Origin of the sequence: Streptomyces sp. NPDC026092 (assembly GCF_040638605.1) — a bacterium.
Lineage (GTDB): Bacteria > Actinomycetota > Actinomycetes > Streptomycetales > Streptomycetaceae > Streptomyces.
This window is the reverse complement of record NZ_JBEZYN010000004.1, coordinates 338,200-363,958: the sequence shown is the minus strand read 5'-3', so window position 1 is coordinate 363,958 and position 25,759 is coordinate 338,200. Positions and strand designations below refer to the sequence as shown.

Genomic DNA, 25,759 nt, shown 5'->3' with positions numbered 1-25,759 from the left:
CTACAGCTCCACCAGAAGCTCCGGTACGCCCCTGATGACGTACCCCGGGTTCCACTCGGGTTCCGCCGCCAGGCGGAGGGTCGGCGCCTGGTCGAGCACCTCCGCGAAGAGGGTCGTCAGCTCCAGGCGGGCCAGCGGGGCGCCCAGGCAGTAGTGGATGCCCGCCCCGAAGGTGATGTGCGGGTTCTCCGTACGGGACAGGTCCAGGACGTCCGGGTCGGCGAAGCGGGCCGGGTCGCGGTTGGCGGAGCCGAAGAGGAGCGCGACCTCCGAGCCGCGCGGGATCCTGACGTCACCGACCTCGATGTCGTCGAGGACCCACCGCTCGAACATCTGCAGAGGCGTGTCGTAGCGGAGGACCTCCTCCACAGCTGTGGACAAGAGTCCGGCCGGATCCGCGCGCAGCGCCGCCAGCTGCTCCGGGTGGCGCAGCAGCGTCCACCAGCCGTTCACGGTCGTGTTGACGGTCGCCTCGTGCCCCGCGTTCAGGAGCAGCACGCACGTGGAGACCATCTCCTGCTCCGTGAGCTCCTCCACCCCCACGAGGGCCGAGATCAGGTCCTCGCCCGGGTCCTTCCGGCGGCGCGCGATCAGCTCCCGCAGGTACGCCGAGAAGTCGAGCGACGCCCGCACCGCCCGCCGGGCCGTCTCCTCCGAGGGGTTCAGCTCGAACATCCCGCAGATGTCGGCCGACCACGGCCGCAGCATCCGCCGCTCCTCGTCCTCCTCCGGCACCCCGAGCATCTCCGCGATCACGGCGACCGGGAGGGGTTCGGCGACATCGGCGAGGAGGTCGCCGCCGCCGCGCGCGACCAGGCCGCCGACCAGCTCCGCCGCCAGCCTCCGTACCGTCGGCGCCAGGTTCTCCACGGTGCGCGGGGTGAACGCCTTCGACACGAGACGGCGGATCCGTGTGTGGTCCGCCGCCTCCAGGTCGAGCAGCCCGTGGTCGTTGAGCGTGTGGAACGGCTCGTGCGCGGCCGGCGGGGCCGTGCGCCCGAACTCCTCGTGCGTGAAGCGGTGCGTGTACGTGCGGCCCAGGCGCCGGTCCCGCAGCAGCCCCGAGACGTCCTCGTAGTGCGGGATCAGCCACTGCCGGGTCGGGCCGTACCAGTGCGCCCGGCCCGCCGCCCGCAGCTCGGCGTAGGCGGGGTACGGGTCCGCGATGAACCCCGGCGACCAGGGGTCGAAGGAAGCGTCCATGGCCGGAACCTACCCGCCCACCTGCGCCGTTCCTACCCCCCGACCCGCGCGGGTCCTACCCGCCGACCTGCACCAGTCTCGCCTCGTACGCGAAGACCGCCGCCTGCGTCCGGTCGCGCAGCCCCAGCTTCACCAGGATCCGGCTCACATGGGTCTTGATCGTCGACTCGGCGACCACCAGGTGGTCGGCGATCTCCGCGTTCGACAGGCCCTGCGCGATCAGCACCAGGACCTCCGTCTCCCGCTCGGTCAACTCGCCGACCTGTGCCATCGCCGGCGCCTTCGGCGTCTCCGCCGCCCGTGCGAACTCGGTGATCAGCCGCTTCGTCACGGTCGGCGCGAGGAGCGCCTCCCCGGCCGCCACGACCCGTACACCGTCGGCCAGTTGCCGGGCCGAGGCGTCCTTCAGGAGGAAGCCGGAGGCCCCGGCGCGCAGCGCCTGGTACACGTACTCGTCGAGGTCGAAGGTCGTCAGGACGAGCACCTTCGCGTCGGCGTCCGCCGCGACGATCTCGCGGGTCGCCTCGATGCCGTTCAACTCCGGCATACGGATGTCCATCAGGACGACGTCCGGGCGCAGGGCCGCGACCTGGGCGATCGCCTCGCGTCCGTTGACCGCCTCGCCGACGACCTCGATGTCCGGCATCGCGCCGAGCAGCACCGAGAAGCCCTCGCGGACCATCATCTGGTCGTCGACGATCAGTACGCGGATCACTGGTCCGTCTCCTCACGGGTCACGGGGACGAACGCCGTGACCTCGAAACCGCCGTCCTCGGTCGGTTCGGCCGTCATCTCGCCGTTCAGCATCGTCACCCGCTCGCGCATCCCGGTGAGCCCGTGACCGGCGCCCGGGGAGGGCTTCACCAGCCCACGAGCCGGCCCGTTGACGATCCGCAGACCGAGCCCGCCGAGGACGTACGAGACCTCCACCTTGGCCGCCGCGCCCGGCGCGTGCCGCAGGACGTTGGAGAGCGCCTCCTGGATGATCCGGTACGCCGAGAGCTCCACGCCCTGCGGCAGCTCACGGACCGATCCTGTGACGGTCTTCTCGACGTCGAGCCCGGCCTCGCGGACGTTGCCGACGAGCCCGTCGAGGTCGGCGAGGGTGGGCTGCGGGGCGTCGGGGGCCTCGTAGTCCTCGGCCCGTACGACTCCGAGGACGCGGCGCAGCTCGGTCAGGGCGGCCACCGCGTTCTCGCGGATGGTGACGAAGGCCTGCTCCAGCTCCGGCGGCGGGTTCTCGACCCGGTAGGGCGCGGCCTCGGCCTGGATGGCGACCACCGACATGTGGTGGGCGACGACGTCGTGGAGCTCGCGGGCGATGGTGGTGCGCTCCTCGAGGAGGGTCCGCTTGGAGCGCTCCACGGCCGTGACCGACTGCTGGGCGGTGACGGTCTTCTCCGCCTCGCGGCGGACCTGGACGACGGTCACGAAGAGCAGCGCGAGCGCGGAGGGGAAGAGGACCGAGAGGGCGTTGTCGCCGCCTCCCCTGAGCGTGGTCGCGAAGAAGGCGAACACGAGGGTGACGACCCAGATCCAGGCGCCCGTACGGGGCCGGGTGCGGGCGGCCACCACCGTCATCACCACCACCTGGGCGATGCCCGAGGTCGGGCCCCAGGGCCAGCCGAAGTCGTACGAGCCGAGGACGGCCACGAACGGGGCGGAGGCGAGCGCCGCCCAGAACGCGAGCACCGGGCGGACCAGGGTCAGCAGCACGGCCGCGGCCGGCATCCCGGCGAAGACGAGGGCGAAGACGCCGTTGCTGTCGCCGAGGTCCATCCCCATCGCGAAGACGAAAAGCGCACAGGCGGCGACGATCGCGTGCGGCGTCCAGCGGGCCTTGGCCCGTATCCGCCCGGGCAGGCGTCGGGTCACCGGTCCGTCGACCGACATCGGGGGCAGCGGCCGGTACTCGAACGCGTTGTGGAAGAGGTCCTGGCGCAGCCCGCCGAGCGCGCCCTGGGCCAGGCGGAACTCGGGGCTGCGGCTCGTTTCACGGGTGTCTGTCACGTCAGCAACGGTACGGGGGACGACGGACGCGGGTCGTCCCCACGACGGCGGATCCTGCCGCGTCCGTCCCAGGTACTACACGGCCCCGCGCGGCCCCGCCCGTGGGGCCCCGCGCGGGCCCCGCGTGCTCAGAACGCGAGCTGGGCGATCTCCTCCGCCACCACCGCGCAGGCGTCGGCCGCCGGGTCGATCAGGGGGAAGTGGCCGACGTCCGGGAGGAGCGTCAGGCCGACCGTCTCGCCCGCCTTCGCCGCCGCCTCCACATAGGCGTCGGCCACCTCCTGCGGGACGACGACGTCGTCGCGGCCCTGGACGACCGCGGTCGCGATCCCGGTCGGCAGCAGCAGGGCCGGGTCGGCGTGCCGGGCCCGTACGTCGAACTCGCCCTCGCCGCCCAGGAATTCGGTCACCGCACCGCCGCACACGCCGAGCTCCACGGCCCGGTCGAAGTGTGCGATCGGGGCGAGGGCCACGACCCCGCGCAGCGCGGGCGGCGCGGGCAGGCGCCAGGGCGCGTCGGGGGCGAGGACGTGCCGGGCGGCCGCCCAGAGGGCGAGGTGGCCGCCGGCGGAGTGGCCGGTGAGCACGATCCGGCGCGGGTCGGCCTGCGGCAGGTGCTCGGCCGCCAGCTTCGGTACGGCGTCCAGGGCGGCGGCCACGTCGTCGAAGGTGTCCGGCCAGCGGCCGGCGACCGGTCCCGTACCGCCCTGCCGGGGGAGGGCGCCGCCGCGCCGGTACTCGACGTTGGCGACGGCGAACCCCCGGCGGGCCAGAAAGTCCACGAACGGGGTGAGGTGCTGCCGGTCGTACGGCGCCCGCCAGGCACCACCGTGCAGCGCGACGACGAGCGGCGCCCGCTGCCGGCCGTCGCGCGGCGCGTAGAAGTCGACGACCTGGTCGGGGTGATCGCCGTACGCTGCGGACGCGTCCGGGGCGACGGCCGGGTGCGAGAACGCCGACGCTTCTTCGGCGGCGTCGCGCGCGGCGGGGTCCGGCATGCTGTTCCAACCTCTCGGGGACGGGGCCGAATTGGCCTGACCTGCGGGGACCGTATCAGCACTGACGCCCCCACAGATCAAGCGATCATCCGACCGTCCGACCTCAGCTGTCGAGGTGCGGAGCCGCTGCCTCCGCCGGGATCTCCGCCAGGACCTCCGCCAGGATCCGGGCCGCCCGCTCCGCGTCCGCGAAGCCGACGTACAGCGGCGTGAAGCCGAACCGGAGCACGTCCGGGCGGCGCAGGTCGCCCACCACCCCGCGCCGGATCAGCTCCGCCATGACGGCGGGCGCCTCCGCGCACCGCAGCGCGACCTGGCTGCCGCGCTCGCCGTGCGCCCGGGGCGTGACGGACACGACCCGGCCGGCCGGGACGTACGCGGCCACGCACTCCTCGAAGAAGTCCGTCAGGGCGAGCGACTTGGCCCGTACGTCCTCGACGGCGACGCCGTCCCAGACGTCCAGGGCCGACTCCAGGGCCAGCATGGACAGGATGTCGGGCGTACCGACCCGGCCCCGCACCGCGCCCTCGGCCGCCGTGTAGCCCGGGGTCATCCCGAACGGGTCGACGTGCGAGTTCCAGCCGGGCAGCGGGGAGTCGAAGGCCGCCTGGTGCCGCTCGGCGACGTACAGGTACGCGGGCGAACCGGGGCCGCCGTTGAGGTACTTGTACGTGCAGCCGACCGCCAGGTCGACCCCGTGCTCCTCCAGGCCGACAGGGAGCGCGCCCGCGCTGTGGCACAGGTCCCAGATCGCGAGGGCGCCCGCCTCGTGCAGCGCGGCCGTGATCCCGGGCAGGTCGTGGAGGCGACCCGTCCGGTAGTCGACGTGGTTGACGAGCGCGGCCGCGGTGCGCGGTCCCGCCGCGTCCGCGATCTCCGCGGGCGCTACCGGCACGATCCTGCGGCCGGTCATCCGGGCCGCCGACTGCGCGATGTACCCGTCCGTGGGAAACGTCGTCGCGTCGACGAGGATCTCGTCCCGGTCGTCCGTGCTCAGCCGGGTGGCCGCGACGACCGCCTTGAAGACGTTCACGCTGGTCGAGTCGCCGACCACGATCCGGCCGGGGGCGGCGCCGACGAGCGGGGCGATCCGGTCGCCGATCCGCTCGGGCGCGGTCCACCAGCCGCTCTCGTCCCAGGAGCGGATCCGCAGCCGGCCCCACTCGCGGGTGATGACGTCGGCCATCCGGTCGGGCACGTGGGCGGGCAGGGCGCCCAGCGAGTTGCCGTCGAGGTAGACCGTCTCCTCGTCCAGGACGAACTTCTCGCGGAGCTTGGCCAGCGGGTCTTCCAGATCCCTGCGGAGCGCGTTCTCGCGCAAGGTCTCAGACATGGCTGCGGGCCGTCCACAGCTCGGGGAAGACGTTCTTCTGCGCCCGCTTCTCCAGCCACGCCACGCCCGCCGAGCCGCCGGTGCCCGTCTTGGAGCCCATGGCCCGCCGGGTGGCGACGAGGTGGTCGTTGCGCCATCGCCAGACCAGTTCGGCGACGTCGCTGAGCGCCTCGCCCAGACGGACGAGCTCGGCGTTCTGGTCGGCGTCCGCGTATATCCCGGCCCAGACCTTCTCGACCTCGGGGGACGGCTCGTACTTCTTCGCCAGGTCCCGGCCGAGGACGGACTGCGGCACGGGCAGCCCGCGCCGGGCGAGGAGCCTGAGGACCTCGTCGTACAGGCTGGGCTCCTGGAGCGCCTTCTCCAGCTCGGCGTGGACCCGGGGCGCGCCGCGGTGCGGGACCAGCATCGACGCGGACTTCTCGCCGAGCAGGAACTCCATCCGGCGGTACATCGCCGACTGGAAGCCGGAGCCCTCGCCGAGGGCCGCGCGGTAGGAGTTGAACTGCGCGGGGGTGAGCTGGGCCAGCGGCCGCCAGGAGTGGTTCAGGGCCTCCAGCTCGCGCACGGAGCGCTTGAGTGCGTCCATCGCGACGGGGATGCGGTCCTCGCGCAGGGCGCGGCTCGCGGTCTCCCACTCGTGCACGATGACGGTGAACCACAGCTCCATGACCTGGGTGGTGACCAGGAAGACCATCTCGCCCGGGTCGTCGGAGCGGAGGTGCTGGAGGTGGGTGAGTACATCCGCCTGTACGTAGTCCTCGTACGGCGTCGTGCCCGCGAAGTCGAGGTTCGGTGCGTCGACCGATCCGGCTCCGGAGGCATCGGGGAAGGTGGACATTGCTGTCTCCTCGATACGCAACTACCGGGTAGCGGTCCGCTCCTTCCGTGAGAGAAAGCGAGCCCCGGTCCCCTCGGGGCCGCACGCTTCGTCGCACGCGGTCCCCTGCGCATCATGGCACGATCGGGCCCTCGATGTAGCTCCCGTCTTCGTCATACGGATATGCGTTCGAACGGCAGCCTTTGAGCCCCTTGATCTGCTGCATCATCACCGGCGCGAGCTTCCCCGCACCCGGACAGGTCATGTGCGTCCGGAGGCCGATCTCGTGCCCGACCTCGTGGTTGATGATCAGATGCCGGTACTCGGCGGGGGTCCCGGTGAACGTCGGCGAGCCCAGCAGCCAGCGCTTCAGGTTCACCACGACGCCCTGGGTGGTCTCGCAGTTCAGCTCCCCGCGGGTGTTGAGGCCCACGGCGAGACAGAGCCGGTCGGCGGTCGTCGGGGTGGCGATCCGGATGACGAAGTCGGCGTTCTCGGTGACCAGCTGGAACCGGCCCCGGCCGTGCGCGGCCCAGCCGCGCGGGTGGGCCAGGATCCGCTCGATCTCGGCGGCCGCCTCGGCGGCGGAGACGTCGATGCCGTCCTCCACCTGGACGCGGTAGCGGCGCAGGGTGCCCCCGGTGCCGACGGGCGCGCCGGAGGACCCGGCCGACTCGAACGTGCCGGGGCCGCTCTCGGGCACCTTCGGCTTGGGCTTCGGCTTGGGCGGCGGCTTCGGCTTGGCGGTGGTCCGCGCCGGGGTCGGGGTGGTGGCCTTGGGCGTGGTGGGGGCGGCCGTGGTCGGCTCGGGCGTCAGGCTTTCGGCGGCCCTGGTGTCGGCGTCGCTCGGGCCGGTGTCCCCGGCGCCGTTGTAGTGGGCGAGGGCGGCGCCGCCGCCGAGGGCGAGCGTGGCGAGCGCGAGGGCCGGCAGGACGAGCCGACCCAGAGGGCTGCGGCGGCGTCGGCGCCGGCTCTGACTTCGTCCCCGGCCGGTGGGTGCGGCGGCGCGCTTGCCCAAGACAGACTTCTCCCCTGCGTCGGCCGGTTGGGGGGAAGAGGGTGGGGCCTCTGCGCCGGCTGCTCTCGGTACAACGGACCGAAGGATCGTACCGGCCTCTTCGAACACCATCGAACGAAACGCGCCGCGCGACCGGGGGCCGCGCGGCGCGTCGTACGTGCGTTGTTCGTGCGTTGTTCGTGCGTTGCACGTGGGTTGTACGTGCGTTGGTGTGCCGTACGCCGTGGGTCAGCCGAGGGTCTCGGCGGCCGTCTGCGAGGAGTCCCGCAGGAAGGTCGAGCAGCGCTCGTACTCGTCCTTCTCGCCGATCTCGCCGGCCGCGCGCGCCAGCGCGTGCAGGGCCCGCAGGAAGCCGCGGTTCGGCTCGTGCTCCCACGGCACAGGGCCGTGGCCCTTCCAGCCGCTGCGGCGCAGCGCGTCCAGGCCGCGGTGGTAGCCGGTACGGGCGTACGCGTACGACTCGACGACCCGGCCGCCCTCGAACGCCTCGTCGGCGAGCTGGGCCCAGGCCAGCGAGGACGTCGGGTACTTCGCGGCGACGTCCGCCGGCGCCGTGCCGGCCGCGAGCAGCTCGCGCGGCTCCGGATCGTCGGGCAGGTGGGTGGGGGCGGGTCCCCCCAGCAGGTTCTCGTGGATGGCCATGGGCCAAGTCTGCCTCAGCGGACCGTCACCGATCTCGCTCGGCCTTCTGTTCCCCCGGGTCCAGCGGGGGCGAGGTGACCCCGCAGTGGACCTTGCACTCGGGGTGGCAGTCCGCCTCGACGGCCGGCTTCCGCACGGTCGCCCAGGCCAGGACCGCGCCGGCCACCATCAGCCCGGCACACATCGGCATGGCCTTGCGGAACGTCTCCCCGAACTCCTCCGCCGAGCGGTACGCCTCCGGGCCCATGCCCGCGAGCGCGGGCAGGGCGGCGACCGCGAGGAGGCCGGCCGCGCGCGCCGCCGCGTTGTTGATCCCGCTGGCCAGGCCCGCCCGTGCCACGTCGACGGAGGAGAGGACGGTCGCGGTCAGCGGGGCCACCAGGGCGGTCAGGCCGAGGCCGAGCACGGCCATGGCCGGCAGCACGTCCCAGACGTACGAGGCGTCCTCGCCGACCCGCAGCATCAGGAGCATCCCGACCGCGCACAGCAGCGGCCCCACGGTCAGCGGGATCCGGGGCCCGATCTTCTCCCCCAGCTCGCCCGACTTGGCCGAGAGCAGCAGCATCAGGACGGTCGTCGGCAGCATGGCGGTCCCCGCGGCGAGCGCGGAGTAGCCGGAGACCACCTGGAGCTGGAGGGCGGCCAGGAAGAAGAAGCCGCCGAGCGCCGCGTACACGCACAGGGTCACCAGGTTGACCACGGTGAACTGGCGCGACGCGAAGATCGACGGCGGCACCATCGGCTCCTCGCGGTGCCGCTCCAGGACGACGAACGCCGCCCCGGTCAGGACCCCGAGCCCGGCGGCCCACCACGCCTCGGCGATCAGCGCGTACGTCACGAGGGCGAGCGCGGCAGCCCCGAGAAAGGCGCCGAGCACGTCGAAGCGGCCGTGGGCGGACTCGTCGCGCGACTCGGGCACGTGCCGCAGCGCGACGGGCACGCAGAGCACGGCCAGCGGCACGTTCAGCAGGAACACCCACCGCCAGCCCGGCCCGTCGACCAGCCAGCCGCCGACGAACGGCCCGATCGCCGCGCCGACCCCGCCGAAACCGGACCAGAGCCCGACTGCCTTGGCCCGGTCGTCCGGGTGGAAGCTCGCCTGGATCAGCGCGAGCGAGCCGGGGGTGAGCAGCGCGCCGCCGACGCCCTGGAGGGCGCGGGCGGCGATCAGGACCCCGGCGTTCGGGGCGAGCCCGCACAGCAGCGAGGCGGCGGCGAACCACACGATCCCGATGACGAACACCCGCCGCCGCCCGTACCGGTCCCCGAGCGCCCCGCCGAGCAGGATCAGCCCGGCGAGGGTGAGCATGTAGGCGTTGACGGTCCACTGGAGGACGGCCATGTCGGCGTCGAGGTCCTCGCCGATGTGCGGCAGGGCGACGTTGACGACGGTCGAGTCGAGCAACGCCATCCCCGAACCGAGCACGGTGGTGAACACGATCCACCGCCCGGTCCGGGAACTCAGCCGGATGTCCATGCCTGCCATGGTCCTCGCGGGGGCGGACCCGTGCACGTCAGATCGCCAGAAGCGTCAGGTCACCCGGAGCGTCAGGTCGTCCGAAGCCGCGTCGCCGCGCGCACCAGCGCGTCCACCCCCCGCTCCGCCTTCTTCCGGGGGCAGCCGACGTTCAGGCGGACGAAGCCGGGTTGGCCGTAGACCGTGCCCGGCATGATCGCGACCTTCTCGGTCTCCACCAGGTCGAGCTGGAGCACGGTGTCGTCGATGCCGAGCGGGCGCAGGTCGATCCAGGCCAGGTAGCCGGCCTCCGGGGGCGTCCAGGTGACGCCCGGCAGGCCGTCCCGGAGCCGCTCCTCGACCATCCGCATCGTGCCCGCCACGTACGCCCGCAGCTCGTCCAGCCATGCACCGCCGTGCCGGTACGCGGCGATGTGGGCGGTCAGCGAGAGCACCGCCGGGGAGGCGAGGCCCTCGCCCGTCTGCATCCGGCGGATGAACTCCTCCCGCTCGTCCGGGTCGCCGATGACCCCGTACGAGCCGCTCAGCGCCGGGAAATTGAAGGCCTTGGTGCCGGAGGTGATCAGCGCCCACCGGCGGCCCCGCCCCGGCTCGGCGAACCGGAGCCAGGGGATGTGGCGCCGGCCGTCTGTCACCAGGTCCGCGTGGATCTCGTCGCTCACCACCGCGACGCCGTGCCGCTCGGCGAGCCGCGCGAACTCCGCGAGCTCCTCCTCCCGCCAGACCCGCCCCGTCGGGTTGTGCGGCGAGCAGAGCAGCAGCATCCGGCTGTCCGGCCGCGCCAGCTCCGCCTCCAGCGCCCCGAGGTCCCCGACCGGTACGCCCCGCAGCTCGCGCCCCAGACCGGTGATCGCCTTGCGGAAGCCGTCGTACGTCGGGGTGTGCACGACCACCCCGTCGCCGGGCTCGGTCCACATCTGGAGGAGCTGCGAGAGCTGGCTCAGGACGGACGGCGCGTAGACCAGCGTCTCGATGTCGAGCGCGGTGTCGTGCCGGGTCGCGTACCAGTCCCGTATCGCCGCCCGGAACGCGCCGAGGCGCCAGTCGGTGTAGCCGAAGACGCCGTGCTCGACCCGTTCCTTCAGCGCGCTCAGGACCTCCGGCGGGGAGGCGAAGTCCATGTCGGAGATGGTGAACGGGAGCAGGTCGGAGACCCCGAAGCGGTCCGCGATGCCGTCCCACTGGACCGACCAGGTGCCCTGCCGGGCTATCTCACGGTCGAAGTCGTACCTCGTCGTCGTCACTCGGACCTCCCTGAAGAGCTGGAGACACGGAGGGCCCGGCACCACACGGGTGCCGGGCCCTCCGTCAACGGACTGACCGTGCTTACTTCAGCTTCGTGCCGGTCGAGCGCAGCGCCGCGCACGCCTCGGCCACGCGGGTGGCCATGCCGGCCTCGGCGAGCTTGCCCCAGGTGCGCGGGTCGTAGGTGGACTTCTTGCCGACCTCGCCGTCGACCTTCAGGACGCCGTCGTAGTTGCGGAACATGTGGTCCACGACCGGGCGGGTGAAGGCGTACTGGGTGTCGGTGTCGAGGTTCATCTTCACGACGCCGTTCTCCAGCGCGGTGGCGATCTCCTCGGCGGTGGAGCCGGAGCCGCCGTGGAAGACGAAGTCGAACGGGTTGGCCTTGCCGAAGCGCTCGGCGACGCCCGCCTGGAGGTCCTTGAGCAGCTCGGGGCGGAGGACGACGTTGCCCGGCTTGTAGACGCCGTGCACGTTGCCGAAGGAGGCGGCCAGCAGGTAGCGGCCCTTCTCGCCCAGGCCCAGGGCCTCGGCGGTGCGGATCGCGTCGTCGACGGTGGTGTACAGCTCGTCGTTGATCTCGTGGCTGACGCCGTCCTCCTCGCCACCGGTCGGGGTGATCTCGACCTCGAGGATGATCTTGGCGGCGGCGGCCTTGGCGAGCAGCTCCTGGCCGATGGCCAGGTTGTCGGCGAGGGTCTCGGCGGAGCCGTCCCACATGTGCGACTGGAAGAGCGGGTTCTGACCAGCCTTGACGCGCTCGGCGGAGATGTCGAGCAGCGGGCGGACGTAGCCGTCCAGCTTGTCCTTCGGGCAGTGGTCGGTGTGCAGCGCGACCGTGATGTCGTACTTGGCGGCGACGATGTGCGCGAACTCGGCCAGGGCGACGGCGCCCGTGACCATGTCCTTGTTGTGCTGGCCGCCCAGGAACTCGGCGCCACCGGTCGAGATCTGGATGATGCCGTCGCTCTCGGCCTCCGCGAAGCCACGCAGGGCGGCATGCAGGGTCTGGGAGGAGGTCACGTTGATGGCCGGGTAGGCGAACTTGCCTGCCTTCGCCCGGTCGAGCATCTCGTTGTAGACCTCGGGGGTTGCGATGGGCATTCGTCCGCTCCTTGTGATGTGCGGGTGGGTGCGTTACTGGACCCTGACCTGGGGCGACGTCATCGTCGGGGCCCATCTTTCCAGACTCTCCCCCGGACACCAGGACGAAGGGGCGGAGCGTTTCACGTGAAACACTCCGCCCCCGGTCGAATCCCCAGGTCAGGGCCGCTTCCGGGCGGTCCCGGGACCTAAGTCACGACTTCGCCTCGGTCACTCTGCGTCGAGCACCCGTCGATCGCTCGGCGTCGATTCAGGCGAGACCCAGCTCGTCCAGCGCGAAGGCGTAGAGGTACGGCACGCCCGCGGTGGTGCTGATCTTCTCGCCCGCGCCCGTCGCCCGGTCCACGATCGTCGCGACCGCCACGACCTCGGCGCCGGCCGCGCGCGCCGCCTCGACGGCGGTCAGAGGGGAGCCGCCGGTGGTGGAGGTGTCCTCGACGATCAGGACCCGACGGCCCTTGATGTCCGGGCCCTCGACCTGGCGCTGCATGCCGTGGGCCTTGGCGGCCTTACGGACGACGAAGGCGTCCAGGCGCTTCCCCTGGGCGGCGGAGGCGTGCAGCATCGCCGTCGCGACCGGGTCGGCGCCGAGCGTCAGGCCGCCCACGGCGTCGAACTCCAGGTCGGCGGTCAGGTCGAGCATGACCTGACCGACGAGCGGAGAGGCGGCACCGTCCAGCGTGATCCGGCGCAGGTCGACGTAGTAGTCGGCCTCCAGACCCGAGGAGAGGGTCACCTTGCCGTGCACCACGGCCTTGTCCTTGATCTGCTGGAGCAGGTCAGCGCGTACGTCAGTCATGCTCATGAGCTTAAAGCTCATGAGCTCAGAGCCGCCGCCAGGCCCAGGTCGCCGTGATCTCCAGCGGATCGATCGGGGTCACGTAGCGCGGGAGCGTGTTCAGGCCGTTCGGGGGGCCGGACTGGGGCTCCACGCAGACCGCGGCCTCCTGCTCGTCGTAGACCACGACCCACTCGGCGCGGCTGGTCACCTTCAGCTCCAGCTGCTCCGGCCAGGTGAGCGTGGCCTCGACGCCGTCCGGCATCCCGAAGCAGTCGTCCCAGGGGCCGGGGGTGGGGCCGATCCGGCGCCCGGTGGGGAGGTGGTCCTCGCCCCGCTCCTCCTGCCACGCGGGCGTGAAGTCGAGCCGTACGGGCGCGCCGTCGTCGAGGGTCCGGTTGAACCAGGGGTGCCAGCCGGCCTGGGCCGGGAAGGAGTCGTCGTACGTCTCCACACCGAGCTGGAGCGTGAGCGCGTCCTCGGTGAGCGCGAAGGTCTGGGTGACCCGGCCGGAGTACGGCCACGGGTCCCCGAGCTCATAGGTGAACGCCGCCGTGCGCGCCCCGTCGGCGTCCGCCGTCCTGGCGGCCTTCCAGACGGTGTCGCGGCCGGTGCCGTGGATGGCGTGCGGCGGGGAGTTGAGGGGCATCTGGTGCTTCTCGCCGCCGTTGCGGAACTGGCCCAGCTCGATCCGGCCGCACCAGGGCACCATCGGGAAGCAGCCGTACCGCTCGCCCTGGCGCAGCAGCTCCCTGCCGCCGATGCGCAGGCTCTCGATCCGGCAGCCGTTGTCGGGGTTGATGGTCAACTCGGCGTCGCCCGCCGTCAGTCGCGTCTGCTTGCTCACGCCCCGACAGTAGACGGGGATCAGCGTCGGCGGCGCAGCGCCCGGCCGACGACCACCGCGGAGGCGATCGCGAGGGCCGCGGCGGGGGCGATCCAGCGCAGCGTGGCGCCCGCCGTATTGGTCTCCGGGGCCGGGACGGGGGCGTAACGGCCGCGCGGCGGCGCGTGGTCGACCTCTTCGGCACTCCGCCCGATCATCGTCCGCCGGGCGTGCGCGGCCTCGGCGGCGGGGGGTTCGGCGGGGTACTCGACGGGCGTCTCGCCCTCGAAGGCGCCGCCCTGGAAGGGGTCGAGGGAGGGCGGAGGGACGGGCGTCTCGAAGACGGACGAGGACGACGCTTCCGGCCGGCGGGGCTCGGGCTCCTCCACACCATCGTCGACGCCGTCGCTGTCGCTGTCGGCCTCGTCGTCGAGTTCGGAGTCGAGGTCGACCTCGGCGTCGGCGGTGGGGACCACGTCCGCGCCGGAGGCCGCCGCGGCATCCCCGGAACCTTTCTCCGCGGCCGCGGCCGCCGCCAGCGACGACGTGAACCTCTCGATCAGCCGCTGCGCCGCCGACTCCCGCGCCTCCTCGGGAAGGTCGGCGAGCCGGCCCTCCGGCTTCACCGTGCCGGTGAAGGTGAGCGTCGTCCCGTCGGCCACCGGGGTGAGCGCGATCGCCAGGGAGAGCCGCACCGAGCCCTTGCCGCGGACCTCGGTGCCCTTGCCCTCGACCGCGACGACACCGCTCTGCTCCGCCAGCCGCAACACGCCCTGGTAGGTGATCGTGTGCCCGCCGGCGCGGATCCTCAGCCGGCCCGCGAGCGGACCCGCCTTCGCGTCGGCGTCCTGCTGGAGGCCGGGGACGCAGCGCGCCACCCGTGCGGGGTCCGTCAGGGTCTTGCGGAGAACCTCGGCCGGTACCGGAACGAACACCTCATGCTCCATGGAAGCCGAGCCTACTCAGCCCGGGCGCCGCCGTCGCCTGTTCCCGCGCGCTCAGCCGCCGTAGCGCGGGTGGACCAGCGTCGACGGCGGCGGTGGGGCGGCCCGCTCGTCCCGGGTGCGCTCGACGGCCCGGGCGCCCGTCACCAGGGCGCCGGCCGTCAGGGAGCGCAGCGGGGGCGTGTCGGCGGGGAGGGCGAGGTCGGGCGGGTAGGTGCCCGCCGCCGCCAGCAGGTACCCCCAGTCGGCCGCCCCGGCGTCCGCCGCCTCCGCGCCCGTACCGCCCGAGCGGTCCGCCCGGTCGGGGCCCGCGGCGAGGCGCGCCCCGCGGCCGTCCGCGCTGTAGGGGCGGGTCGCGAAGCCGGCCGCGCGGAGGGTGGAGTCGACGGTCCAGTACGTACGGGGGGAGGCGGCGGCCGAACCGGCGTGCACGACGAGCCGCCCGTCGTCGGCGAGGACCCGGGCGGCCAGGCCGTAGAACTCCTCGGAGTACAGCTTGGCCCCGGCCGAGATGCCCGGGTCGGGGAGGTCGGAGATCACCACGTCGTACCGCTCGCGCGGCCCGTCGCCCACCCCCGCCCCGCCCGGCCTGCCCGACGCGCCCGCCCCGCCCGGCCTGCCCGACGCGCCCGCCCCGTCCGGCCCTGTCGTCGCCGCCTCGCGCAGCCAGCGGAAGGCGTCCGCGAAGGCCACCCGGACCCGCGGGTCGCTCAGCGCGCGGCCGTTGAGCGCGGTGATGTCCGGATGCGTGCGGGCGAGCCGGGCGACTCCGGGATCGGCCTCCACGACGGTGACCGAGCGGACCCCGGAGTGGCGCAGCACTTCACGGGCGGCGAGGCCGTCGCCACCGCCGAGGATCAGCACGCGCGCGTGCGGCCCGTTCATCGCCGGGTGGACCAGCGATTCGTGGTACCGGGAGGCGTCCGCGCCGCCGGCCCGCAGCCGGCCGTCCACGAAGAGGTCCGGCGGGCTGCCGAGCTCCCCCGTCACGACGACCTCCTGGAGGTCGGTGCGCACGGCGACCCGCACGTTGTCCCCGTACACCGCGCGGCGCGCGGCCTCCTCGAAGTCGTCGACGAGGACGGTGGCGGTGGCGAGGACGGCCAGGACGGCCAGGTTCGTGCCGATCAGGAGCGCCCGGGACCGGCTGGTCAGGTCGCGGCGGAACAGCCACAGCACCAGGCCGCCGCCCGCCACCGCGTTCACCGCACCGGTGACGAGCGCGCCGGTGAGCTGGCCGAGCCAGGGCAGCAGCAGGAACGGGAAGGCGAGGCCGCCGACCAGCGCGCCCACGTAGTCGGCGGCGAAGAGGTCGGCGACGGTGCCGGCCGGGTCGGCGGCGCTGTCCTTCCGTTCGGCCTCCCGCGCGCCGGGGTGGCGCGCCGAACGCGCCGACTCCGCCCGCTGGATCAGGGACATGAGGAGCGGGATCTCCGCGCCGATGAGGACGCCGATGGCGAGCGAGAACGCCACCAGGACGTACTGCGCCTCGCCCACCCAGGCGAAGGCCGCGTACAGCGCGAGGGCCGAGCAGCCGCCGATCAGCGCGAGCCCGCACTCGACCAGGCCGAAGCCGACGGCGGCACGGCAGCGCAGCCGCTTGGCGAGCAGCGAGCCGACGCCCATCGCGAAGACCATCAGGGAGAGCACGACCGAGGCCTGCGTGACCGAGTCGCCGATCAAGTACGAGGCGAGGGCGACCAGTTCCAGTTCGTAGACGAGACCGCAGGCGGCGCAGACGAAGACGACGACGAGGACCGGATACCGCACCGTGCTCGGCCGAACGGGCAGCCGCGTCACCCTCTTGGGTGGCATGGTCAGGGGCGGATCGATCATGTTCGTAACGCTACGTCACACATCTGTCGCCGCTTGTCACCCACACGAGTGCACCTGAGGCGTACGGGAGGCGCGTTACAGCGCGGCAGACATACGGACGCCGATCTGCGTCCGGGTGACCACCAACTGCCCTTCCTGCGGGTACGCGTGCCAGGTGCGCCACCGCACCTGGCCCTCGTGGCGCTGCGCCAGCATCGCCGTGAAGGCGTGCGGGGAGCCGGGGAACGTCCCCGCGAGGCCGTGGGGATGGTCGGCGACGAGCGCCAGCAACTCCTGGGCGCGGCCCGCGAAGGAGCCGTGGTTGAGCTTCTCGACGCGGGCGGCGAATTCGTACTCCCATCCGCCGATCCGCTTCGAGACACCCAGCGGCAGCGGCGTACTGCTGCCGGGCATACAGGCGACGGTCTCCGAGCAACGGCGCTCCTCTTCCTCCAGAAGCACCTGATGGGAGGCGCCGAGCAGGCGCAACTGCAGCTTGGCACCGGTCAGTTCGAGGTCGAGCACGGCCAGGGCGGGCAGCGGCTCGCGCCCGAGCGCCCAGGCCAGATCGGCCGCACGTGTGTCGGTATAGGAGGTTTTCAGGGTCGTGAGCATGGGTCGGCTCCGCAAACACGGTTTGACGGGTGGGCCGGGGGCGCCCCGGAGAAGGGTTCAACGGGAGTGGGGGATCGCCGGCTCGGGTCCACACACGGTCCGAGGGCTGTCTCTATCAAGAGCGAGGGAATCACGGACTTCGAGCGACTCGCAGCCTTTTTACCCAACTTGCCGTGGTTTCCATCCCCTTCGGGGACCCAACAGTTCAATTGTTCTGAGAAACCCGATTTCGGGCTCCAACACGAAGGCGCCCGGCGGATGTTGGAACGCCGGGCACCCGGTGATCGCGGAGGCGACTGCCCCGTGACAGTCGCCTCCGAGTCGTCACCCCCGGTCAGTCGCCGCCGCCACCTCCACCGCCGCAGCCGCCACCACCACCACAGGACGACCCGCCGTCCGAGCCGCACCCGCCTCCGCCGCCGTCCGACCAGCCACCACGCCGCCTGCCGCCCCGCCCCCTGCGGGTCGCCGACACCACGCCCAGCGCGATGGCGAAGACGATGAACATCATGAACAGAATTTCCATCTGTGACACCCCCGTAGGTCTCTGTGCGTGGGGGATGCCCGGTCCGGCACACGCCAAAGCGCACTTGAGGAAGTCCAGAGCTTCGGCCCAGGATGACGGGCATGACACGACCGCTGCTCAACCGCCGGCTCGCCGAGTTCGGCACCACGATCTTCGCCGAGATGTCCGCACTCGCCGCCAGGACCGGGGCGATCAACCTCGGGCAGGGCTTCCCGGACACCGACGGCCCCGAGGAGATCCGCGAGGCGGCGGTCCGGGCGCTGCGCGACGGCCGCGGCAACCAGTACCCGCCCGGCCCAGGCGTCCCCGAGCTGCGCACGGCCGTCGCCGAGCACCAGCTGAGGCGGTACGGCCTGGCCTACGACCCCGACACCGAGGTCCTGGTCACGGCCGGCGCCACCGAGGCCATCGCCGCCTCCCTGCTCGCCCTCGTCGAGCCGGGCGACGAGGTGATCGCCCTGGAGCCGTACTACGACTCGTACGCCGCCTCCGTAGCGATGGCGGGCGGCACCCGCGTCCCCGTCACGCTCCGCCCGCACGAGGGACGCTTCGTCCTGGACCTGGACGAGCTGCGGGCCGCCGTCACCGACCGGACCCGGCTGATCCTGCTCAACACCCCGCACAACCCCACCGGCACCGTCCTCACCCGCGCCGAACTGACCGCGATCGCCGAGCTGGCCGTCGCCCGCGACCTGCTCGTCGTCACCGACGAGGTGTACGAGCACCTGGTCTTCGACGACGCCGAGCACCTGCCGATCGCGAGCCTGCCGGGGATGCGGGAGCGCACGGTCACCATCGGATCGGCCGGCAAGACGTTCTCGTTCACCGGCTGGAAGGTCGGCTGGGTGGCCAGTACCCGGCCACTCGTGACCGCTGTCCGGACGGCCAAGCAGTACCTGACCTACGTCAGCGCGGGCCCCTTCCAATACGCGATCGCCGAGGCACTCCGTCTGCCGGACGCGTACTTCGACGGCTTCCGCGCCGACCTGCAACGCAAGCGCGACCTGCTCGGCGACGGCCTGCGCGCGGCGGGATTCGAGGTCTACCAGCCCCAGGGCACGTACTTCATCACCACCGACATCACCCCCTTCGGCGAGAAGGACGCCTACGCCTTCTGCCGCGCCCTCCCCGAACGATGCGGCGTCGTCGCCATCCCCAACTCCGTCTTCTACGACGACCCCGACGCCGGCCGCAGCCAGGTCCGCTTCACCTTCTGCAAGAGGGACGACGTCCTCGTCGAGGCCGTCGGCCGCCTTCGCCGCCTCGTGTCCTGAACGCGAAGGCAGCGCCCGCCGCCGCTCGTCAGCGGTGCCGTCTGCGGCCGCTCCCGCAGTGCCGCGCCCGCGCTTGTGGGCGCGGCCGAGACGAGCGACGGGTACGCGCAGCGCTCGGGCAGCCAGTCGGCCGAGCTCCTCCATGCCAGGCGTCCGGTTCGTCCCACAGTGTCCGCGCCACGGCATCCGTCCCACGGCGTCCGTGGGGAATTTCTCCGCCGTACCCCTCCTGTTGGCCAGGTCTGGCTACCTTCGCCTCGCCCCGGTCCGGTACAGGAGAGGTACATCCATGAGCACGCCGATCCACCGCACCTCGACACGGCAGTCCGCAGCGGTCCCGACGTCGGCCCGGCACCGTGAGGGGGGGAGCCGGACCGGGGGTACGTCCGCACGCCCGCTGGAGCACTCCTTACTGGAGATGCAGTCCCGCGTCGGCAACCGGGCCACGACCGCGATGGTGCAGCGCGTCCGGGACACCGAGAGAGGGAATGCGGCGGAGAACGGCGGCGCGTCCCCCGAAGCGAAGAAGAACTACCGCGACCGGATCGCCGCGCTCCTCGACAGGTTCAAGAAGAATCTCGAACCCATCGACACCTTCATCAAGGGCTTCCAGACCCCCACCAACGCGGCCTTCACCCAACAGGCCGCCGTCGCGGCCAATGAGAGCCTCAAGCACTCCGCCGCCGCCTCGGGGACCTCCGCGGCCTCGGGCAACCTCCTCACGGAGGCCGCCGGCACCGTGGTCAGCGGCATGGACGCGTACAAGAACATGAAGGACGCCAAGAAGCACGAGACCGGGGCCGACCACCACAAGGCGAAGAAGAAGGCCAAGACCAAGGGGGCCGACACGGTCATCGGCGCCGCCGGTTCGGGAAGCTACAGCGCCGCCATCGCCAAGGAGGTGACCAAGATCCAGAAGACGGCGGACGCGGCGGTGGCATCCGAGGCGAGCGGTATCGCCAGCGCCGCCATCGGCACGATCAAGGGCGTGCGGTCCGCCTTCCGCATCGGGGGAGCAGCCAGCAAGTACAAGCAGATCAAAAAGCTGGGAGATCCCCACCTCGTCCAGGCGGGGGCACTGGCACGGCTGAACGAGTCGCGCGAGCAGGCCAACTGGGCCGCAGCGGAGGCTTACGTCGCGCTGGACAGCTACTGGAAGCACGAGGGCCCTGGACGGCTGGAGCTCGTTTCCGAGGCCATCGACGCGGCCTGGGAGGCGATGGCCGAAGCCCGTGACGCCGGCGAGAAACTCCAGCACGCCGAGAACGACGTGGAAAAGCTGAGCAAGGTGCAGGAGTACGCGAAGAAGAAGCAGCTCACCAAGATCGGCAAGGAGGCGGCCGGCGGCGGGGGCGAGTCCGTCAAGGCCGCAGCCGGCGTCGTGACGGCGGTCGCGGCGGGAACAGCCGGGCTGGCGAGCAACCCGGTCGGCTGGGGCCTCGCCGGGGCCGGGGCCGGTCTCGTCCTCGGCGTCACCATGTACAAGGCGCTCCGCGCCGCCACGAAGCGCTACGAAGAGGTCCACCACCCCGAGCGCTGGGCACCGCAGGGCGAGACCCCGGCGGAGGCCGCTTCCCGCACGGAGTCGTTGAAGCACGCGCTGAAGTTCTGGAAGAAGGTGTCGATGGGGGAACGCCAGGCCATGGCGCGGGAGATCTACGCCCTGGCGGCGGGCCCCGACATCTCCCGGAACACCACGGCCGAGATGCGGGAGTCCGCCAGGTCCCTGCTCATCGCCCTCAAATCCGGCCCCGACAAGCACAAACTGGAGCCGGACGCGTGGGCCGAGACCCTCAACGACCCGGCGAAGAAGTCCGGTTGGATCGCGGAGATTGCGGAGCAGCTGGCCTCGGGCTGAGCTGGAGCGGGCCGGGGCCCTCGCCTGCCGGGGCGGGCGAGGGGGACGGGCTGACGGGCTGACGGGACCGACGGGCTGACGGGCTGACGGGCTGACGGGCTGACGGGCTGACGGGACCGACGAGCCTGGTGGGGTGAGCCGCGCGCCACCTGGGTTTTTTTCACCCGGGTGGGCCCCTCGCTCGCGCGCGCCCCCTCCGCGCCCCACGGATTGTCGGGTAGACCGATTTGTCGGGCCGATCCCGATTCCCGTGCGCACGGAGGTGCACCCTGTCCGCCGAGACCCTCGACCGCCCGGCGCCGACCACCGTCGTCGTCCGGAGCGTCCCCCGCTGGCGGGCCTCGCTGCATCGGGCCGCGCCCGCGCTCGGCCTCTTCGCGGCGGCGCGGCTGACCGGGATGCTGGTGCTCGCCGCCTGGGCCTGGCACATCGGGCGCTCGCCCCGGGCGCTCCTCGCCACCTCCTGGGACTCCGGCTGGTACACCCGGATCGCCGCGCACGGCTACGGCCACACGGTCCACTGGCCCGACGGGGTCGTCCAGTCCGACCTCGCCTTCTTCCCGCTCTACCCGGCGCTCGTCCGCGCCGTCACCACCGTCCTGCCCGTCGAGGGCGGCACGGCCGGACTGCTGCTGTCCTGGACGTCGGCGGGCGCGGCGGCCTGGGGGATCTACCTGATCGGCGAGCGGCTGTACGGCCGCCGGACCGCCGTCCTGCTCGTCCTGCTCTGGGGCCTGCTGCCGCACTCGATCGTGCTGTCGATGGCGTACACCGAGCCGCTGATGACGGCCCTGGCCGCCTGGTCGCTGTACGCGCTCCTCACCCACCGCTGGCTCTGGGCCGGCGCCCTGGCCGCCCTGGCCGGGCTCGCCCGCCCCAACGGGATCGCCGTCGCGGCGGCGGTCCTGGTGGCGGCGGCGTACGCGCTGTACCGGCGCAGGGACGGCGGCACCGCCCGGATGTGGGCGGGAGCCGCCCTCGCGCCGCTCGGCTGGCTCTCGTACCTGCTCTGGGTGGGCGCGCGGCGCGGCGATCTGCTCGGCGGCTACTTCGCCGTCCAGGACGGCTGGACCTCGCGCTTCGACCTCGGAAAGGGCGCGCTGGTCTTCGTCCGGGACATGCTGAGCGGGCCGACGCAGTTCGGCTTCGCGACGGCGCTGCTGTTCACGGGCGCCGGGGTGCTGCTCTTCGCGCTGCTCGCCCTGGTGGAACGGCCGCCGCTGCCGGTCCTGGTCTACGCGGGCGTCCTGGTGCTCATCACCGTCGGCGGCTCCGGCTTCTTCGAGTCCAAGCCGCGCTTCCTGCTGCCCGCGTTCCCGCTGCTCATCCCGCTGGCCCAGGCACTGACGAAAGCCCGGCCCAGGGCCGCGATCGTGGTGATCGCGGGCCTGGCCGGGCTCTCGTTCGGCTTCGGGGCGTACGCGCTGACGCTCGCGCGGATGGCCCTGTGAGGGTGGCGCGTGCGCCCGTGAGGGCTCAGGCCTCGTCGCCGTCGGAGGACTTGTCCTCCGGGGACTCCAGGCCGAACTGCTCCACGAGCCACTTGTCGAACTCGATCGAGGCGCGGACCCAGCTGACGGTCGACGACACGAAGTGCTCCAGGGCGACGCCGGTGCCGATCAGCATCTGGGCCTCGCCGATGAGGCGGAGGGTGGCGGAGCCGTCCTCCTCCTCGTGCAGGTGCGTGTAGACCTTCGGCCACAGGGTGCGGCGGTTCCAGTCGTCGATCGCGTCGAGGATCCGGGCGCGGTCGTCCGCCGAGTGCGGGCGGTCGTAGAAGGTCCGCACCGAGAAGACACGCTGGTCCTCCTCGCCGCGGAACATGAAGTACGTGCGGAATTCCTCCCACGGCGCCGCGAGGTCACCCTCGTCGTCGACGACGTACTTCAGCTCCATCTGGTCCAGGAGCTGCTTGACCAGGTCCTGGTCGGGGACGACGGGGCCCGCCGGTCCTGCGGCCTGAGGCTGGGGCTGGCCCCCGAAATTCGGAATCGAGGACGGGTCGATGCTCACCGTGAATATCCCTTCGTACGGTTGCCGCCATCCTCCCCCATGCCGGGCGGTACGGCGCAAGCCCCACCTGCCGCGATCCGCTGCGGGCTGACAAACTCGGGGCGCATGGGGGAGTACACAGCGAAGAAAGTGCCGCCGGTGCGGCCTCGTGCGTGGACGTGGGTCTGGGTGTCCGCACTCATGACCGTACTGTGCGGGGCACCGATCGCCCTGGTGGTGTGGGGCGCGATGGCTTTGAGCGAGATGGGCGACCAGAAGCCGTTCGACTGCGGGAAGGCGATGGAGTTCGCCCACGGCACCCTGCCCGAGGCCGCCCAGGGCCCCGTGTGCACGATGGGCGGGTTCCAGGACACGATCGTCACGGTCGAGTTCCGGATGGAGCGCGCCGCGTACGAGCCGTGGCTCGCGGAGGTCTACCCGAACCGGGAACCGGCGCTGACCTGCAAGCCCGGGTTGGCCGACTGCTCGTGGGCGAAGTTCGGCGACGCGCTGTTCGTGGATGTCGAGATGGCGCACGAGGACGGTGACACCGTCCTCGTACGCCTTGAGGCCTTCGACACCTGACCGCCGTACGACCCGCCTACCGCGTGGCCACCTACTGCGCCGCGCCCACGATCAGACCGTCCTCGAAGCGGTCCACCCGGACCGTGTCGCCGTCGCGGACCTCGCCCGCGAGGATCTCCTTCGCGAGCCGGTCGCCGATCGCGGTCTGGATGAGCCGGCGCAGCGGGCGGGCGCCGTACGCCGGGTCCATGCCCTCGTCGGCGAGCCAGGCCACGGCCTCGGGGGTGACCTCCAGGGTGAGGCGGCGGTCCGCGAGGCGCTGGGCGAGCCGGTCGATCTGGAGCTGGGCGATCCGGCCCAGCTCGGCCTTGTCCAGGGCGGAGAAGACCACCAGGTCGTCCAGCCGGTTGAGGAACTCCGGCTTGAAGGAGGACCGGACCACCTCCAGGACCCGCTGCTTCTTCTCGTCCTCGCCGATCAGGGGGTCGACCAGGTACTGGCTGCCCAGGTTGGAGGTGAGGATCAGGATGGTGTTGCGGAAGTCCACCGTCCGGCCCTGCCCGTCGGTGAGCCGGCCGTCGTCGAGGACCTGGAGCAGGATGTCGAAGACCTCCGGGTGCGCCTTCTCCACCTCGTCGAGCAGCACCACGCTGTACGGGCGGCGGCGCACCGCCTCGGTGAGCTGGCCGCCCTCCTCGTAGCCGACGTAGCCGGGAGGCGCGCCGACGAGCCGGGCGACGGAGTGCTTCTCGCTGTACTCCGACATGTCGATGCGGACCATGGCCCGCTCGTCGTCGAAGAGGAAGTCCGCGAGCGCCTTCGCCAGCTCCGTCTTGCCGACACCCGTGGGGCCGAGGAAGAGGAAGGAGCCGGTGGGGCGGTCGGGGTCGGCGATACCGGCACGGGTGCGGCGCACGGCGTCGGAGACGGCCCGTACGGCCTCGGACTGGCCGATCAGCCGCCTGCCGAGCTCGTCCTCCATGCGCAGCAGCTTCTGCGTCTCGCCCTCCAGGAGGCGGCCCGCGGGGATGCCGGTCCAGGCGCCGACCACGTCCGCGATGTCGTCGGGGCCGACCTCCTCCTTGACCATCGTGTCCTTCGCGACCTCCTGCTCGGCCTCGGAGGCCTCCGCGAGCTCCCGCTCCAGGGCCGGGATCTCGCCGTAGAGCAGCTGGGAGGCGGTGTCGAAGTCGCCGTCGCGCTGCGCCCGCTCGGCGCGGCCGCGCAGCTCGTCCAGCTGCTCCTTGAGCTCGCCGACCCGGTTGAGGGACTGCTTCTCCTTCTCCCAGCGGGCGGTCAGGCCGCGCAGCTCCTCCTCGCGGTCGGCGAGGTCGCGGCGGAGCTTCTCCAGGCGCTGGCGGCTCGCCTCGTCGGTCTCGTTCTTGAGGGCGAGCTCCTCCATGCGCAGCCGGTCGACGGAGCGCTGGAGCTCGTCGATCTCCAGGGGCGAGGAGTCGATCTCCATCCGGAGCCGGGAGGCGGCCTCGTCGACGAGGTCGATGGCCTTGTCGGGGAGGAAGCGGGAGGTGATGTACCGGTCGGAGAGGGTCGCGGCGGCCACGAGCGCGGAGTCGGCGATCTGGACCTTGTGGTGGGCCTCGTACCGGCCCTTGAGTCCGCGCAGGATCGCGATGGTGTCCTCGACGCTCGGTTCGGCGACCAGGACCTGCTGGAAGCGGCGCTCCAGGGCGGGGTCCTTCTCGATCCGCTCCCGGTACTCGTCCAGGGTCGTCGCGCCGACCATGCGCAGCTCGCCGCGGGCCAGCATCGGCTTCAGCATGTTGCCGGCGTCCATGGCGGAGTCGCCGCCGGCGCCCGCGCCGACGACGGTGTGCAGCTCGTCGATGAAGGTGATGATCTGGCCGTCGCTGGCCTTGATCTCGGAGAGGACGGTCTTCAGGCGCTCCTCGAACTCGCCGCGGTACTTGGCGCCCGCGACCATCGCGCCGAGGTCGAGCGAGACCAGGCGCTTGTTCCGGAGCGACTCGGGGACGTCGCCCTTCACGATCCGCTGGGCGAGCCCCTCGACGACGGCGGTCTTGCCGACGCCGGGCTCACCGATGAGGACCGGGTTGTTCTTGGTGCGGCGGGAGAGGACCTGGACGACCCGCCGGATCTCCTGGTCGCGCCCGATGACCGGGTCGAGCTTGCCCTCGCGCGCGGCCGCCGTGAAGTCCGTACCGAACTTCTCCAGCGCCTTGTACTGACCCTCCGGGTCGGGTGTGGTCACCCGGCGCCCTCCCCTGCTCTTCTCGAACGCGTCGAGCAACTTCTTCGTACCGGCCCCCTGCTGGGCCAGTACCTCGCCGGCCTGTCCGCCCTTCGCCGCGATCCCGATGAGCAGGTGCTCGGTGGAGATGTAGTCGTCCCCGAGCTCCTTGGCCTGCTTCGCCGCATCGGCGATGACGGCGAGCAGCTCACGGCCCGGCTGCGGCGGCGCGACCGTGGATCCGGTCACGCTGGGCAGGGCGGCCAGCAGCCGCTCCGCTCCGGACCGTACAGCGGCCTGGTCGGCCTCGACGGCGGCGAGCAGATCGGTGATGTTCTCGTTGTCCTGACCCGCCAGCAGCGCGAGCAGAAGATGGGCGGGGGTGAGGTCGGCGTGCCCGCCGGACACGGCGCGGCTGGTGGCCGCGTTGATCGCGTCCCGGCTCCTGTTGGTCAGTTCGGCGTCCACGTGCGCTGTCTCCTCCTCGGCGTCCGCTGTGCAGGGTCCTCGGACCCCTATGACTCATCCAGCGTACACAAAGTTGAGT

The 25,759-nt window shown here is 72.2% G+C and carries 23 protein-coding genes; 4 read left to right on the top strand and 19 right to left on the bottom strand.

The window, feature by feature from the left end:
- From AB0F56_RS09010 to AB0F56_RS08930, 17 genes are all read right to left on the bottom strand, one after another.
- Entirely contained in the window at nucleotides 1-1,203 is a 1,203-nt protein-coding gene (locus AB0F56_RS09010; RefSeq protein WP_362005858.1) for a cytochrome P450, read from the bottom strand.
- Nucleotides 1,204-1,258: 55 nt separating this feature from the next.
- On the bottom strand, nucleotides 1,259-1,918 hold the full coding sequence (locus AB0F56_RS09005; protein ID WP_362005855.1) for a response regulator transcription factor: 660 nt from the start codon (nucleotides 1,916-1,918) through the stop codon (nucleotides 1,259-1,261).
- Nucleotides 1,915-3,213: a histidine kinase gene (locus AB0F56_RS09000; RefSeq protein WP_362005852.1), complete on the bottom strand. Its 1,299-nt coding sequence runs from the start codon at nucleotides 3,211-3,213 to the stop codon at nucleotides 1,915-1,917. The genes AB0F56_RS09005 and AB0F56_RS09000 overlap by 4 nt, the downstream gene beginning before the upstream one ends.
- A gap of 128 nt (nucleotides 3,214-3,341) precedes the next feature.
- Entirely contained in the window at nucleotides 3,342-4,211 is an 870-nt protein-coding gene (locus tag AB0F56_RS08995) for an alpha/beta hydrolase (protein WP_362005849.1), read from the bottom strand.
- 103 nt (nucleotides 4,212-4,314) lie between these two features.
- Nucleotides 4,315-5,544, bottom strand: a complete 1,230-nt coding sequence (gene kynU, locus AB0F56_RS08990) for a kynureninase (RefSeq protein WP_362005847.1) — start codon at nucleotides 5,542-5,544, stop codon at nucleotides 4,315-4,317.
- Nucleotides 5,537-6,385, bottom strand: coding sequence for a tryptophan 2,3-dioxygenase family protein (locus AB0F56_RS08985; RefSeq protein WP_362005844.1), 849 nt, complete (start codon nucleotides 6,383-6,385; stop codon nucleotides 5,537-5,539). The genes kynU and AB0F56_RS08985 overlap by 8 nt, the downstream gene beginning before the upstream one ends.
- 112 nt (nucleotides 6,386-6,497) lie before the next feature.
- The gene (locus AB0F56_RS08980; protein WP_362005841.1) at nucleotides 6,498-7,382 is read right to left on the bottom strand and encodes a DUF3152 domain-containing protein; all 885 of its coding nucleotides are present in this window, start codon (nucleotides 7,380-7,382) and stop codon (nucleotides 6,498-6,500) included.
- 228 nt (nucleotides 7,383-7,610) lie between these two features.
- Complete coding sequence (locus AB0F56_RS08975) at nucleotides 7,611-8,024, bottom strand: DUF3151 domain-containing protein (RefSeq protein WP_362005839.1); 414 nt, start codon at nucleotides 8,022-8,024, stop codon at nucleotides 7,611-7,613.
- 25 nt (nucleotides 8,025-8,049) lie between these two features.
- On the bottom strand, nucleotides 8,050-9,501 hold the full coding sequence (locus AB0F56_RS08970; protein ID WP_362005836.1) for an MFS transporter: 1,452 nt from the start codon (nucleotides 9,499-9,501) through the stop codon (nucleotides 8,050-8,052).
- A 71-nt stretch (nucleotides 9,502-9,572) separates the two neighbouring features.
- Complete coding sequence (locus tag AB0F56_RS08965) at nucleotides 9,573-10,745, bottom strand: MalY/PatB family protein (RefSeq protein WP_362005833.1); 1,173 nt, start codon at nucleotides 10,743-10,745, stop codon at nucleotides 9,573-9,575.
- Between the two features lie 82 nt (nucleotides 10,746-10,827).
- Complete coding sequence (gene fbaA, locus AB0F56_RS08960; protein ID WP_362005831.1) at nucleotides 10,828-11,850, bottom strand: class II fructose-bisphosphate aldolase; 1,023 nt, start codon at nucleotides 11,848-11,850, stop codon at nucleotides 10,828-10,830.
- Between the two features lie 250 nt (nucleotides 11,851-12,100).
- The gene (pyrE, locus tag AB0F56_RS08955; RefSeq protein ID WP_315894058.1) at nucleotides 12,101-12,649 is read right to left on the bottom strand and encodes an orotate phosphoribosyltransferase; all 549 of its coding nucleotides are present in this window, start codon (nucleotides 12,647-12,649) and stop codon (nucleotides 12,101-12,103) included.
- A 25-nt stretch (nucleotides 12,650-12,674) separates the two neighbouring features.
- Nucleotides 12,675-13,475: an aldose 1-epimerase gene (locus AB0F56_RS08950; protein ID WP_362005829.1), complete on the bottom strand. Its 801-nt coding sequence runs from the start codon at nucleotides 13,473-13,475 to the stop codon at nucleotides 12,675-12,677.
- Between the two features lie 20 nt (nucleotides 13,476-13,495).
- Entirely contained in the window at nucleotides 13,496-14,401 is a 906-nt protein-coding gene (locus tag AB0F56_RS08945; protein ID WP_362005826.1) for an SRPBCC domain-containing protein, read from the bottom strand.
- A gap of 51 nt (nucleotides 14,402-14,452) precedes the next feature.
- Nucleotides 14,453-16,213 (bottom strand): polyamine aminopropyltransferase, encoded by a 1,761-nt coding sequence (locus tag AB0F56_RS08940; RefSeq protein ID WP_362006165.1) that lies wholly within the window; start codon nucleotides 16,211-16,213, stop codon nucleotides 14,453-14,455.
- Between the two features lie 96 nt (nucleotides 16,214-16,309).
- Nucleotides 16,310-16,828: a DUF2617 family protein gene (locus tag AB0F56_RS08935; RefSeq protein ID WP_362005824.1), complete on the bottom strand. Its 519-nt coding sequence runs from the start codon at nucleotides 16,826-16,828 to the stop codon at nucleotides 16,310-16,312.
- A 334-nt stretch (nucleotides 16,829-17,162) separates the two neighbouring features.
- Entirely contained in the window at nucleotides 17,163-17,354 is a 192-nt protein-coding gene (locus AB0F56_RS08930; RefSeq protein ID WP_362005821.1) for a hypothetical protein, read from the bottom strand.
- A 92-nt stretch (nucleotides 17,355-17,446) separates the two neighbouring features.
- Here AB0F56_RS08930 and AB0F56_RS08925 point away from each other — a divergent pair, with 92 nt between their 5' ends.
- From AB0F56_RS08925 to AB0F56_RS08915, 3 genes are all read left to right on the top strand, one after another.
- Nucleotides 17,447-18,628, top strand: coding sequence for a pyridoxal phosphate-dependent aminotransferase (locus AB0F56_RS08925; protein WP_362005819.1), 1,182 nt, complete (start codon nucleotides 17,447-17,449; stop codon nucleotides 18,626-18,628).
- 289 nt (nucleotides 18,629-18,917) lie between these two features.
- On the top strand, nucleotides 18,918-20,486 hold the full coding sequence (locus AB0F56_RS08920) for a hypothetical protein (RefSeq protein WP_362005816.1): 1,569 nt from the start codon (nucleotides 18,918-18,920) through the stop codon (nucleotides 20,484-20,486).
- A gap of 227 nt (nucleotides 20,487-20,713) precedes the next feature.
- Nucleotides 20,714-21,937 (top strand): glycosyltransferase family 39 protein, encoded by a 1,224-nt coding sequence (locus AB0F56_RS08915; RefSeq protein WP_362005814.1) that lies wholly within the window; start codon nucleotides 20,714-20,716, stop codon nucleotides 21,935-21,937.
- A 25-nt stretch (nucleotides 21,938-21,962) separates the two neighbouring features.
- Here the strand turns inward: AB0F56_RS08915 and AB0F56_RS08910 are convergent, their stop codons facing one another.
- Entirely contained in the window at nucleotides 21,963-22,499 is a 537-nt protein-coding gene (locus AB0F56_RS08910) for a YbjN domain-containing protein (protein ID WP_362005813.1), read from the bottom strand.
- Nucleotides 22,500-22,679: 180 nt separating this feature from the next.
- On the opposite strand from AB0F56_RS08910, the gene AB0F56_RS08905 reads away from it, so the two are divergent.
- Entirely contained in the window at nucleotides 22,680-23,063 is a 384-nt protein-coding gene (locus tag AB0F56_RS08905) for a hypothetical protein (protein ID WP_362005812.1), read from the top strand.
- A gap of 31 nt (nucleotides 23,064-23,094) precedes the next feature.
- Here the strand turns inward: AB0F56_RS08905 and clpB are convergent, their stop codons facing one another.
- Nucleotides 23,095-25,680, bottom strand: a complete 2,586-nt coding sequence (clpB, locus tag AB0F56_RS08900) for an ATP-dependent chaperone ClpB (RefSeq protein WP_362005809.1) — start codon at nucleotides 25,678-25,680, stop codon at nucleotides 23,095-23,097.
- Between the last annotated feature and the right edge of the window lie 79 nt (nucleotides 25,681-25,759).

What these genes read in the sequence shown, in the direction of transcription:
- AB0F56_RS09010 (WP_362005858.1), bottom strand. Translation starts at nt 1,203, where the DNA reads ATGGACGCTTCCTTCGACCCCTGGTCGCCGGGGTTCATCGCGGACCCG.
- AB0F56_RS08995 (WP_362005849.1), bottom strand. Translation starts at nt 4,211, where the DNA reads ATGCCGGACCCCGCCGCGCGCGACGCCGCCGAAGAAGCGTCGGCGTTC.
- kynU (WP_362005847.1), bottom strand. Translation starts at nt 5,544, where the DNA reads ATGTCTGAGACCTTGCGCGAGAACGCGCTCCGCAGGGATCTGGAAGAC.
- AB0F56_RS08985 (WP_362005844.1), bottom strand. Translation starts at nt 6,385, where the DNA reads ATGTCCACCTTCCCCGATGCCTCCGGAGCCGGATCGGTCGACGCACCG.
- AB0F56_RS08975 (WP_362005839.1), bottom strand. Translation starts at nt 8,024, where the DNA reads ATGGCCATCCACGAGAACCTGCTGGGGGGACCCGCCCCCACCCACCTG.
- AB0F56_RS08970 (WP_362005836.1), bottom strand. Translation starts at nt 9,501, where the DNA reads ATGGACATCCGGCTGAGTTCCCGGACCGGGCGGTGGATCGTGTTCACC.
- fbaA (WP_362005831.1), bottom strand. Translation starts at nt 11,850, where the DNA reads ATGCCCATCGCAACCCCCGAGGTCTACAACGAGATGCTCGACCGGGCG.
- pyrE (WP_315894058.1), bottom strand. Translation starts at nt 12,649, where the DNA reads ATGACTGACGTACGCGCTGACCTGCTCCAGCAGATCAAGGACAAGGCC.
- AB0F56_RS08945 (WP_362005826.1), bottom strand. Translation starts at nt 14,401, where the DNA reads ATGGAGCATGAGGTGTTCGTTCCGGTACCGGCCGAGGTTCTCCGCAAG.
- AB0F56_RS08940 (WP_362006165.1), bottom strand. Translation starts at nt 16,213, where the DNA reads ATGCCACCCAAGAGGGTGACGCGGCTGCCCGTTCGGCCGAGCACGGTG.
- AB0F56_RS08935 (WP_362005824.1), bottom strand. Translation starts at nt 16,828, where the DNA reads ATGCTCACGACCCTGAAAACCTCCTATACCGACACACGTGCGGCCGAT.
- AB0F56_RS08930 (WP_362005821.1), bottom strand. Translation starts at nt 17,354, where the DNA reads ATGGAAATTCTGTTCATGATGTTCATCGTCTTCGCCATCGCGCTGGGC.
- AB0F56_RS08925 (WP_362005819.1), top strand. Translation starts at nt 17,447, where the DNA reads ATGACGGGCATGACACGACCGCTGCTCAACCGCCGGCTCGCCGAGTTC.
- AB0F56_RS08920 (WP_362005816.1), top strand. Translation starts at nt 18,918, where the DNA reads ATGAGCACGCCGATCCACCGCACCTCGACACGGCAGTCCGCAGCGGTC.
- AB0F56_RS08905 (WP_362005812.1), top strand. Translation starts at nt 22,680, where the DNA reads ATGACCGTACTGTGCGGGGCACCGATCGCCCTGGTGGTGTGGGGCGCG.